Genomic DNA, 12,374 nt, shown 5'->3' with positions numbered 1-12,374 from the left:
TAACTTCAACCTCAACACCTTCAATCCAGCGTCTTTCTTCGAGTGCTTCGTCAAAGCTTAAGTTGACTTTAAGATAAGCGGGTTGACCTTCAAACGGACTTTGTAGCTCAGCTGGCAGTTTGTTCACTACCTCAACCGGACTGGAAACTATTGCCTGATAAGTTTTTCCATCCGGAAACTTAACTTTCGCTTCAGTCCCTAAATGACTGTGTTTAAGGTATTTTGGATCCAGAAAAGCAGTGATGGTAGGAGTAATATTTTTCGACACGGTGATAAGAGGGTCCCCCACATCAACCTGCTCACCTTCACGAATATGAACATCAATGACTCGCCCTGTAAACGGCGCTTTGATGGTGAGATCATTCTGAGTTGATCGCAATACCACCATTTCCTTCATCAATGCCCGATACTCTAATGCCATCGGCCCAGCTAACATGGTCTCAGCCTGCTTCCTCTTTGCTTCTGCATAAGCAATTTTCTGGCTGTTCAGTTGACTGTTAAGACTATTGTAGCTACTGATAATTGAGGCGTAGTCAACATCAGAGACCTGACCTTTTGCCCTGTACTTGGCATACTTCTCTCTGATTTCATTGACTTTATCCAAGCTGTCCTTGGACTCCCTAATTGCTTGTACATACAAGCGCTCCACCTGGTTATCACTTACTTGCGGTAATTTGAGTAACTCTTGCTGAATAAACTTTATCTCTTGTTCCAAAGTATGATTTTCAAGCAAAACTAAAGTATCTTTCTTCAGCACAGCTTTACCGATTGTTGAAGGTAGAGGCCCCACTACACTCGGATGAGTCGCGTTAATGGTAACGGGGTTAGTAGTCAATATCGCAGGTGCAGTGACCAGAACCTGCGTACGAAACAGGTAATAACCCATCGCTAGTAATGGGCTGATAACAATAGCAAGGATCAAATACCAACGAACCCGATAGCCACCGCGCTTAGCCTGACCATAAACAACTTTGATACCACTTTCTGACTGTGGCTTACTCTTTTTATCTAAATGAAAATTCACTTTCATACTAAAATCTTTTACCTCTTTTCAGCACCCACCAAGGTGCCATACTCGACTCTTCATGACTTCGTCTAACGACTTCATTAATCATTGAAAACGCCGTAATGAGGCGCATAAAAAATTGATAAATAGGATAAATCAATAACCACTTTGCCTCTTTCAAATCCTGCTTCTTACGCTCTGAGATCAAGCCGACATAAACAACAAATAGCAGCGTTGATAGCACTAGATAGACACAATAAAGCATCAACATTAGAGCCATAACGAATGAAGGCGGATAGCTAATGATCATAAATAAGGTAAATAACACCACCAGCAATGGCAGCAATACGTTCTGAACAACTCCGTACGCAAGGGTGAAGATAAAGTTCCCCCATCCAAGTAATGCAGGGGTTAAACCCTGCTTATGCTTACGCAGAAACAAGAACAGTAAGTCACCATCCCAGCGAAGTCTTTGCAGAACCAGGCCTTTAAGTGTGTCAGGAACGTCAGTGTGACCGATGGCTTGAGTGGCAAACCCCAATTGGTTGGTCGGATAGCGCCGCTTGTATTGCTTTAAACGCATGGTTAAATCAAGGTCTTCTGCGGTATGAGTATCCCAACCACCCACTTGGCGAAGTATGTTTTTGCGAAACGCACCAAATGCACCCGAGATATTATTCAATACCCCCCAAGTCGCCATCCCCGTTTTACCCGCTTGCATTGAGAGCATGTATTCCAACGACTGCATTTTGGTTAGCAGATTTTGGTCATGATTTCGCACACGTAACGCACCACCGCTAGCAATCATTTCCGGAGAGGAGAATTGCTTCATCATGGTAAAAACCATGTCATTGTCGAATGATGTATCACCATCAACGTTTATGACAATTTCACCGCTGGCTACGGACAAACCGGCATTAAGGGTAGACACTCGCCCTCCTCGCTGCCACTTAGGAATGACTCGAACGATTCTATTTCGCCTGTCAGCATGACGTTTCACGCCATCCACCGCCGCCTGATAGGTGTCCTGGTTTTGTACAGCACCATCAACCACAGCCAGAATTTCGATAACCCCTGGATAGATCTGCTCAGCTAAGGTGTCGATAGTGATACCAATTGCCTCTCCCTCACCGTAACAGGTGATAACAAAGCTTACAGAAGGAAAGGAGGTAGGCTCCTGCACCTGTGGTCGATATGCCCAACGGAAAATACCAGTTAATACCAAAAGATAAAGCGGCAGCTCTATAACTATCATCAAAGGGAAAACCAGCAACCAAAGCTCCTGATTGTGTAATAGCATTCCTTTAAAGTAACCAAGTAGAGCTAAGCTATCCTGCAGCATAGATGTCTCTCAGTAATGCCTCTAACCAAGACTCAACATCAGCACTTAAAGCTGGGTCAGGAAGGCTTCTGGCGTGAACATTAAGCTCAAAGTCATCTTCTTCAATTAATTCACTCAACTCTGATAGCTTCAATTGCACGGCAGATAAACTTTGCTTTCTGGTTTTTGGCATCAAGACCAACAACACATCTTGCTTGTACTGACAGCAGATGTCTGTATCTCGAAAAAGGCTACTTAAACGCGAAGTTATCTGCTCAATAAGAGCAAACAATTTGGCGTCTCCATACTGCTTACCATAATCAGCCAGCGATGGAAGGTAGAGTGCTAAAAGCAGGTGCTCTTCCTTGTGTCTCAGAGCAACTTTATTGACCCAACTGAGCAGGTTCTGGAAGTAACCACTTTCAACTTTACCTTTAATCGACAACTGAGGAGCCTGAATCGACTTACCATGCTGAAAAATATACTCGCCGGTCTCACCTAACCTATATTGATATATCTTCCTGACAACGAGCTCATTAACTGGCACTTTGCTATCGCAACTCATGCACTGAGTTAAAGTTGACGCTTCGACAAACAGACTTGAGCAGGTATTACACTTGTGACTTTCAAGAGGTCTGTCGTAATCGACACCAATATGACGTAATTGCGTCATACATTTAGGACATTCCAGCTTTCCCCGGCGCAGGAAGCTTTGCTGATCATCGACATGTCCACAGGTAAAGCAATGCAACGAGCTCTGAGACTCAATATCAATACTCGAGCAACTTGGGCATACGTCAACGTAATTGAGGTGACCGCTGTTGCACTTTGAACAGACTCGGATACGGTCAATCAGCTCAACGGTGTCAAGAATACCTCTACTCTTTTCAGCCAATACAAAACGATATGTCGAGTCTAACTCCGGGTACAAGGCTTCGATAATTGGGTAGCGATAAAGGGAAGTCGAACGAATATCCTTACTACACATCACACTGCGCTCTCGGTTGATACTCAACCAACCAATTATCGGTTCAAGCAGCTCCACGTTGGCCGTAGTGGTGAGACGGCGTTCCGCTTCACGTCTAATTGTCAGCCAGGAAGCTTCATCAAAGACACCATCTGTCAGGCAGTCTGAGAGAGCGTTTCTTTGAGTCGTAAAAATCGACCAAGACCAAGACCAGCGCTTGCCATAAAACTGCTTAATAACTTCAGTTTGCAGTTCCAGATCGTCAAAGTCGAAGCATATGGCTCCACCTATATGATCAGGCAATTGATTAATGGACTCGAAATGAACAACGTGCTCATATTCGGCCAACTGTGAAGGCTTATTTCCAATCCAGTAAAGGCAATGGGAAGTAGAAGGCATATATCGTCTCTAAACATTAATAGTAGTGCGAAAACAACATTCATGAACACATAACAACTGAACCTGACTAGCTTAGTAAGTCTAGTTCACCACTCAATAATCATTCGCCAAAAACAATTAACGGAGCCACAATTCAAGGCTGAACTAAAGGACCAGTTTCTAGGTGGAGGAAATGTGCGAGCGGAGATTAAGACATAAGAAAAGTCTCACATGTGAGATGCTTTGCTTTTTTATATTTTTATACAAATATTTAGCTTTTTAGAGACTTATAAAAGAAAAAAGTAACCTGATGATTACCTTAATTGAACAATAAAACCGCACCGATACCGCGCAGTCACTGCTGGACTCTGCAGAAATGTAAATTTAAGTGGTGACTACTCGTCCTTCTCCTGAGTAGTTCTGTCAACATATGGCCAGTAATGATGACCAACTCTGATCACCAGCGTTGCCGCAGCAAGAATAAAGGCCGCTACTGAGAGCCAAACAACTAAAGTGGCATCGAGTTCCTTCATTCCTAATGTGATGTACCGAGCAATAGCCATCATGGCGATGTAGATCGGGTAGCGTACTGGGATCTTACCGTTCATAACAAACTGCTTCACCATCGCCAGCACTTCAAGATAGATGAACATTAATAGAATATCTGTAAGTAAGACACGCTTTTCGGTAAATACGTGTACAAACTCTTCAATCATCGCAAATATGGTAGCTAAGGTAATCGCTACCAGCAGTACGGCCTCCAGAATATGGAAGCTCTTAAGAAAAGGTTTACTGAAAGATTTTGGAAGATTAGAAGGCATAACCTTTTTCCGCGATAAGAAATCAATTGAATGAGTAGTTTATCACGACATATAGCAAATAGGGCCAGATTGAGTTCATCCTTTAGTCGACTTTTACCAGCCCCTGAGGCTAACTAGGCAAACAATGGCAATGTTTGCGGGCTAAAGCGATCTAAGTTTGGAAATACAGCTGTTAACTGGGAGTCTTGAACACCAAGCCACTGGGCCATCGTCGCACCAATTTGATCAACTGATATAGTCGGAATTAAGCGCCCGGTTGAAAAGTCGTCCCGACTGCCTGGAACTAATGATGGCCACACTCCTGTCGTATTTGATGTAAAAGGTGCGCCACTGATAATGAAATGATTGTTGCCCCAGCCATGATCGGTACCCGTATGATTCGGAACAATACGGCGGCCAAAATCTGACATAGTGACACTGGTAACTTGTGTAGCCAGCCCCTTCGCATCCAAAATATCGTAAAAATTCTTCATCGCTCGGCTGAAGCTCTCCAACAAAATATGGTGATCATTCGCCTGATTTGCGTGGGTATCAAACCCACCAAGGTTTACATAATAGATCTGGCGGTTCTGACCCAAAGCGACCCTGCTATCAATGAACTTAACCACCGCATCCAGCTGTAAACTCAATGAGTTTTCAGCATCTAATCGTAATGCCCCATAAGGGTCCGGCGACTCTACACTTAAAATATTGTCGAGCTGCTCGCTGGCGTAAACACTATCACGCATCAGTCCACGCATATACTCTCTAAAATATTCAGGGCGCGGATTGTCTAAAGTCTCTTTAAACTGATCTAATGTACCAGGCGTCATTGTCACGCCTTTAGCACCAGAGGGAGACAAACTATTCGATTTGATGTCACCACGAAACAATCGAGAGTTACCCGAAAAGCTGTATAGTGGCGAATGATTACTGGTTAAGAGTAGTTGCTGCATTAAGCGCGAACCCCACCCACTGGGAAGTGCTCGGTTAGCAGCATTCCCTCTTAACCACTCTTGAGATTGAGAGTTGTGCGAGAACAACATGCTCGGTTCATTACCATTGTCGCCTCGCTCCATTGGTTGCTTGAGCACTCCACAATTAATCACAGCGTTAACATAACCTCGATTGGAGAGCTCCTGTATTCCAGACATCGCAGGATGCAGACCCAGCTGAACTTCCATTCCGTCATTATCGAAACAAGTTAAGTTGGTTGGCAGTACGTCACTTTTCTCAATTTTGATCGGTTCTCTTATTGATGCGTACTCAGAATAGTGAGAGTCATCAGTCGGAATAAGTGTATTAAAGCCATCATTCCCCCCACTAAGGAAAACACACACTAATGCTCGATAATCATTCAAGTTCGCCGACGATGTAGCCCAACCAAACTGAGACACCATAGTTGTTGCGCCCAGGCCCTTGATAAAGGTTCTTCTTGATAGCGACATAACATTAATCCTGTATAAAAAACTCTTCGGAACTGACAACGAGCTCCGCTAACCTTTCGGCATAAAAGTCACGACTAGATGTGTTGGCACCATCCTGAATAGTTGTGCGCAACTCAGCCTCAAGGACAGGATCAATGCTGTTACCAAAATAGAGTTCGCTAATGGCTTTAACTAACTTATCCGGGTCATCGAAATGCTGAGAAAAATAGCTAAGATCAGGCTGGCCAGTCCCATTTGTGCCCTTGATATATTTGCGCATATAGTTGTAGGTAGTGCTGTATATTGACCAAGTAAGAAGCTCAGCTTCTGGTGACAATTTACGCTCAGCACCAATCTGATAGTCAGGAGAAAAAAAGTTAAACACTGATGGCGAGCGCAATGGTCCTTGACCCGCAGGGTTATAGGCATATTTACTACCGCTAACAGCTGGATAGTCTGTCAATGAGGTCAAATTCACAGCGGGATCGTTCGATGACGTCAAATTAGCGCGATACAGGTTGAGAATAGCAATGATAGGCTCTTTTAATTTAATTGGCTGAGCCACATCAGAAACACCGAGGGCTTCTTCATCTAACAAGGTTGCTTTGACGACAGCTTTGATGTCTCCACGGACTCCTTTACCATTATCAATAAATGCCTTAGCTACCCTTTCAACATAAGCGGGAGAAGGATTGGAGGTGACTAACCTCTGGATCATGTGCTTGGCAAAAAAAGCAGGCGTGTTGGAGTGCTCAAACAGTATATCCAACATCTGACGCATATCTTCTAAGGGAGTTTGCCCAGCAATAAAAGTATGACCCAACGCCTGCTTGCTACCAGTATCGTGGTAAGTGGGCTCTGCTACCATGGGAACAGTATAGTTAGCGCCCATTCGCCAGCCTGTAAATACACGGGCGACATTAAGGATATCTTCTTGGGTATAGGTCGGGATGGTATTCCCCTCGCTATCTCTCTTCAGTGTGCCATCCAAGTTCAGCTCATATAGACCAATACTAAAAAGCTGCATCACTTCACGAGCATAGTTTTCGTCAGGCATGGAGCCCGTTGCTTCATTCATCTTGCGACTATTAACCAGTGTAAGATAAAGCCCCATAGCAGGATGCAGAGAAACCGTTTCGAGCAGATCTCGATAGTTACCAAATGCCCCCTCAACCAAGGCATCGTAATACGAGATCGCTGCAGCTGGTCGTTTTGCCAATACTCCATACTGTGAGACAACAAACATCTCACTTAAAACAAATGCAACTCGCTGACGTAATTGGTCTGGCGCATAAAGGCTTAACTTGAACCAAGCGTCATTACGCTCTTCATGTTCCCAGTTAGGGGTTAATGGAGAATGTAACGTTACTGGCAACTCAAACTGCTCTTCCAACCACTCAAGGGGACGTAATTGATCGAAATTTTCAATATCTTCCTGTGTCGGACCAAAGGTGGACTGCAAAAAGAACCGATGAGCTTGCTGGATATCAACGCCATCAACAGAAAAAGTCAGATTCGCTGTTCGGGAAACAGACTGCCCGTCCGTGAGGGTAAAGGCGACCTTATGAGTACCTGGAGATAGAATCGTGATGGTTGCACTACCATTTGCATCAATGGTGGTCGAAATACCCTCTCCAGCAACAAGTGAAGAAAACTTCAAGTTATCCCCATCACTGTCTGCGCCTACAGAGTTGGGATCGACAGAAACAGTTTGCCCATATTTCAACGTATCTTGGTGAGTATAGTTTTGCGCAACTGGCGCTTGGTTGTTCTGCCCTTGCTTTGAACTCGTGTCGAAACACCCTTGGCTTGATAAGACACTGATGCAAATAAAACAATGCAGACTCTTTTTCATATCACGTAGCACCTAAACAATAACCAGATGAATATGAGCAATTACTGATAAGAAAAACCAATAACACCAACCTGAATAAGAGAGTCGCGTGAGACGGCTTTACTCGGTTGCTACTCATAGCTGTGACGATTATCTTTCTGCTAAATACTGACAAACCACTCAATTAATCAGTCATCTGAAGCGAAATCACGCCAAGCTGGGTTATTGGGAAAAGCCCTACAGGAACAATCTGAATGCCGAGCACGCATTCCTTACCTTTTGCATGGGAAGAAACTTTAATGCTCAGAAAAGACCTGCAGCATTGACGGAGGATTCAAGAGGTCGCTACTTGTTTCTGAACGTTAGATTATGCTACTCTTCGCCTCCATTTTTCTGGCCTAATTTTAACCACTCCGGTGTTTTATCAGGTCAGTGCTATCTTTAAATATGTCAGGGTTTAGACACTGACAGTCATCAAACCAAATATGGAATCGTACCTATGGGTAAAGGCACTCTCTATATCGTATCTGCACCAAGCGGTGCCGGAAAATCTAGTCTGATCTCGGCCATGCTAGAAACTAACCCAACCTACGCGATGAAAGTGTCGGTATCACATACCACTCGTGGTATGCGTCCTGGCGAGCAAGATGGTGTTCACTACCACTTTGTGCAAAAAGAGCACTTCGAAGAGCTGATCGGAAAAGGGGAATTCCTTGAGTACGCTGAAGTTTTCGGTAACTACTACGGTACCTCTCGCGTTTGGATTGAAGACAACCTAAATAAAGGTATTGATGTGTTCCTGGATATCGACTGGCAAGGTGCTCGTCAAATCCGTGAACAAATGCCATTAGCTAAAAGCCTGTTTATCCTGCCACCATCAAATGGTGAGTTAGAGCGTCGCCTTAACGCTCGTGGACAAGACAGCGATGCCGTTATTGCCAAGCGCATGGCAGAAGCGAAATCTGAAATCTCTCATTACGGCGAATATGACTATGTCATCGTCAATGATGATTTCGATACCGCACTAATGGATTTTAAGGCCATCATTCGCGCAGAAAGATTGAAGCAAGACAAGCAAGCTGATAAATATAAAGGCATGCTGGAAGCGCTTTTAGCGGAGTAAGTCCTAGACACTAGGAAGGTACACCCTGTATAATTTCTCGTCATTCAAAATTTTAGTTAACTAATTTGGAGTTCTCATGGCACGCGTAACTGTTCAAGACGCTGTTGAAAAAGTTGGCAACCGTTTCGACCTAGTTCTAATTGCGGCACGCCGCGCTCGTCAAATGCAAACTGGTGGCAAAGATTCACTAGTGCCAGAAGAGAATGATAAGCAAACGGTTATCGCTCTACGCGAAATCGAAGAAGGTCTTATCACTAAAGAGATCCTTGATGCACGTGAGCGTCAAGAGCAGCAAGAGCAAGAAGCGGCTGAACTAGCAGCTGTTAGCAGCATTGCTCACAGCCGTTAATTAGACCTTCTCTTCAACAACTATCTTCCGGGCCTAAAATTTGTATCTATTTGATAGCCTCAAAGACGTTGCCCAAGAATACCTAACAGAGCCTCAAATTGAGGCTCTGCGTCAATCTTATGTGGTAGCGAAAGACGCCCATGAAGGGCAAACCCGCTCTAGCGGTGAACCATATATCATCCACCCTGTTGCTGTTGCTCGTATCCTGGCTGAAATGCGCCTAGATATTGAAACACTTCAAGCAGCTCTGCTTCACGACGTTATTGAAGACACAGAAGTCACCAAAGAAGAGCTAGAAGCTCAATTTGGCACTACCGTTGCTGAACTCGTGGATGGCGTTTCTAAGCTTGATAAGCTTAAGTTTCGCGATCGCAAGGAAGCTCAGGCTGAAAACTTCCGTAAGATGGTTCTTGCCATGGTGCAAGACATCCGCGTTATTCTTATCAAACTCGCTGACCGTACTCACAACATGCGTACTTTGGGCGCGCTTCGCCCTGACAAAAAACGTCGTATCGCACGTGAGACTCTTGAAATCTACTCTCCATTGGCACACCGCCTTGGTATCCACAACATCAAAACCGAATTAGAAGAACTTGGTTTTGAAGCTCTCTACCCTAATCGCTATCGCGTACTAAAAGAGGTAGTAAAATCGGCTCGTGGTAACCGTAAAGAGATGATTCAGCGCATCCATGATGAGATTGAAGGCCGCCTCGATGAGGTAGGTCTTAACGCGCGTGTATTTGGTCGAGAGAAAAACCTGTTCTCCATCTACAACAAGATGAAGACCAAAGAGCAACGCTTCCATACCATTATGGACATCTACGCTTTCCGTGTTGTCGTTGAAGATGCAGATACCTGCTACCGCGTACTTGGTCAGGTGCACAGTCTTTACAAGCCACGTCCAGGGCGTATGAAAGACTACATCGCGGTACCAAAAGCCAACGGCTACCAATCCATTCATACTTCAATGGTCGGCCCTCACGGCGTACCTGTTGAAGTACAAATCCGTACCGAAGATATGGACCAGATGGCGGACAAAGGTGTCGCTGCGCACTGGTCATACAAAGGTAACGGAGAGCGCACTGGCACGACTGCTCAAGTGAAAGCTCAGCGTTGGATGCAAAGCCTGCTTGAGCTACAACAAAGCGCCGGCAACTCATTTGAGTTCATTGAAAACGTCAAATCCGATCTATTCCCTGATGAGATTTACGTCTTCACGCCTAAAGGACGTATTGTTGAACTGCCAGTTGGGGCAACTGCCGTTGACTTCGCATACGCGGTACATACCGATGTCGGTAATACCTGTGTTGGCGCACGTGTTGACCGCAACCCGTACCCACTAAGCAAGTCGCTTAAAAATGGTCAGACTATTGAGATCATCAGTGCTCCGGGAGCTCGCCCTAACGCAGCTTGGCTCAACTATGTTGTTACCTCGCGTGCTCGCACTAAGATCCGTCAGGTTCTGAAAACCATGCGTCGCGAAGAGTCGATTACTCTTGGCCGTCGCCTGCTTAATCATGCGCTGGGTGAACGCTCACTCTCTGATATCAGTGAAGAGAACATAGCTCACGTTCTTGGTGACCTGAAAGTCGAATCAATTGATGACTTACTGGCAGATATTGGCCTTGGCGAACTGATGAGCATTGTTATCGCACGTCGTCTTCTGGGTGACGCTGATGAACTGACTGAAATCGACAGCAACACCGATGGCAATAAGAAGAAACTGCCTATCCGCGGTGCTGAAGGTATTCTGCTAACGTTTGCTAACTGTTGTCATCCTATTCCAGACGATCACATTATTGCTCACGTCTCTCCGGGTCGTGGATTGGTTGTCCACCGAGAAATGTGTCCAAACGTACGTGGCTATCAGAAAGAACCTGATAAGTACATGGCGGTAGAGTGGTCGGAAGATTACGACAAAGAGTTCATTACCGAAGTCACCGTTGACGTACAAAACCGTCAAGGAGCGCTGGCAGAACTGACTAATGTCATCTCTAAAACAGGCTCTAATATCCATGGTCTGTCGACTGAAGAACGTGACGGTCGCTTGTATACGGTAACCGTTCTACTGACAACCAAAGATCGTGTCCATCTTGCTGGTATCATGCGTAAGATAAAAGCAATGCCACAGACACTGAAAGTTCGCCGACGTAAGAACTAATACTCTGATTTGATTATTCATTGCCCTTGAAATGACCGTTTCAAGGGCTTTTGTTTTGTATAAGATTATGAATTTAGAACGCTACAACCGAATCCAACAAGTCCTGAAAGCTCGCCAGGCTGACCTGACGCTGTGCCTTGAAGAAGTCCACAAACCTAACAACGTTTCAGCAGTCATCCGTACTGCAGATGCAACAGGCATCCATAAGATTCATGCAGTCTGGCCTAATGAGATGCGTACCCTTAGTCACACCTCTGCTGGCGCAAGAAACTGGGTAGATGTCGAAACACACGACTCGATTGAAGAAGCGATCACTGAGCTAAAATCACAAGGTATGCAGGTACTGGTCACCAACCTATCTGATACTGCAGTCGACTTCCGCGAGATTGACTACACCAAACCAACCGCAATCATTCTGGGTAGCGAAAAAGTCGGTGCTTCAGAGAAGGCAAAACAGCTTGCTGATCAGGATATTATCATTCCAATGATTGGTATGGTTCAGTCGCTCAATGTCTCGGTTGCCAGTGCCGTTATTCTGTATGAAGCACAACGTCAACGTCAGGCAGCTGGTATGTATGACAATGAAACCAGCTCAGTACCAGAAGAAACTATCCACCGCCTGCTGTTTGAACGCGGCCACCCTGTATTAGCCAAAGTCGCGAAACGCAAAGGACTTGCCTACCCACCTCTTGATGACCAAGGCCAGATCGTTGCAGATGACGACTGGTGGGCAGAGATGCAGAAAAAGTAGCGAGAAGCGAGAAGCGAGAAGCGAGAAGCGAGAAAGTCTTGGAAGGGTTGACACACAGTGCCAACCCTTTTCTTTTAAATTCAGACAATCAAACTTAAATATTAGCCAGCACTGCCTGCAACTTTCGACTCTCTCACCACAAGATCCTCTCGAAGGACAAAGTCCGTTCTAAAATCTCGTAGGGCGAAGCCCGTTCTCGGAGCGAAGCGTTCTAGATTCTCTCAGGGCGCAACCTGCTCTTCGCTCTTCATTTTTTC

The 12,374-nt window shown here is 45.1% G+C and carries 10 protein-coding genes; 4 read left to right on the top strand and 6 right to left on the bottom strand.

Annotated elements, in window-relative coordinates; translation table 11 throughout:
* The 6 genes from RH46_RS17425 to RH46_RS17400 form a co-directional block, all read right to left on the bottom strand.
* The coding region (locus tag RH46_RS17425) for an HlyD family secretion protein (protein WP_006880834.1) at window positions 1–1,030 on the bottom strand (1,030 nt) is incomplete at its 3' end.
* A gap of 1 nt (window position 1,031) precedes the next feature.
* Entirely contained in the window at window positions 1,032–2,348 is a 1,317-nt protein-coding gene (locus tag RH46_RS17420) for a glycosyltransferase family 2 protein (protein WP_006880833.1), read from the bottom strand.
* A complete protein-coding gene (locus RH46_RS17415) occupies window positions 2,335–3,693 on the bottom strand; it encodes a TackOD1 domain-containing metal-binding protein (RefSeq protein WP_006880832.1) in 1,359 nt (452 codons plus the stop codon). Before RH46_RS17415 ends, RH46_RS17420 begins: the two co-directional genes overlap by 14 nt.
* Window positions 3,694–4,067: 374 nt before the next feature.
* Window positions 4,068–4,493: a phosphate-starvation-inducible protein PsiE gene (locus RH46_RS17410; protein ID WP_006880831.1), complete on the bottom strand. Its 426-nt coding sequence runs from the start codon at window positions 4,491–4,493 to the stop codon at window positions 4,068–4,070.
* Between the two features lie 113 nt (window positions 4,494–4,606).
* Window positions 4,607–5,920 (bottom strand): DUF1501 domain-containing protein, encoded by a 1,314-nt coding sequence (locus tag RH46_RS17405; protein ID WP_006880830.1) that lies wholly within the window; start codon window positions 5,918–5,920, stop codon window positions 4,607–4,609.
* Between the two features lie 4 nt (window positions 5,921–5,924).
* Window positions 5,925–7,754 (bottom strand): DUF1800 domain-containing protein, encoded by a 1,830-nt coding sequence (locus RH46_RS17400; protein WP_006880829.1) that lies wholly within the window; start codon window positions 7,752–7,754, stop codon window positions 5,925–5,927.
* Between the two features lie 478 nt (window positions 7,755–8,232).
* Between RH46_RS17400 and gmk the strand changes: the two genes are divergently transcribed.
* The 4 genes from gmk (at window position 8,233) to trmH (ending at window position 12,117) form a co-directional block, all read left to right on the top strand.
* Window positions 8,233–8,856 carry a guanylate kinase gene (gene gmk / locus RH46_RS17395; protein WP_006880828.1) on the top strand — a complete coding sequence of 208 codons (624 nt, stop codon included), beginning with the start codon at window positions 8,233–8,235 and terminating at the stop codon, window positions 8,854–8,856.
* Between the two features lie 76 nt (window positions 8,857–8,932).
* Entirely contained in the window at window positions 8,933–9,205 is a 273-nt protein-coding gene (gene rpoZ, locus RH46_RS17390; RefSeq protein WP_004410883.1) for a DNA-directed RNA polymerase subunit omega, read from the top strand.
* Between the two features lie 40 nt (window positions 9,206–9,245).
* Window positions 9,246–11,366: a bifunctional GTP diphosphokinase/guanosine-3',5'-bis pyrophosphate 3'-pyrophosphohydrolase gene (gene spoT, locus RH46_RS17385; RefSeq protein ID WP_006880827.1), complete on the top strand. Its 2,121-nt coding sequence runs from the start codon at window positions 9,246–9,248 to the stop codon at window positions 11,364–11,366.
* Window positions 11,367–11,433: 67 nt separating this feature from the next.
* Window positions 11,434–12,117, top strand: coding sequence for a tRNA (guanosine(18)-2'-O)-methyltransferase TrmH (gene trmH, locus RH46_RS17380; protein WP_006880826.1), 684 nt, complete (start codon window positions 11,434–11,436; stop codon window positions 12,115–12,117).
* Window positions 12,118–12,374: the final 257 nt, after the last annotated feature.

The sequence above is a fragment of the Vibrio brasiliensis LMG 20546 genome (genome assembly GCF_000189255.1).
GTDB lineage: Bacteria > Pseudomonadota > Gammaproteobacteria > Enterobacterales > Vibrionaceae > Vibrio > Vibrio brasiliensis.
This window is presented reverse-complemented; position numbering and strand designations above follow the sequence as displayed.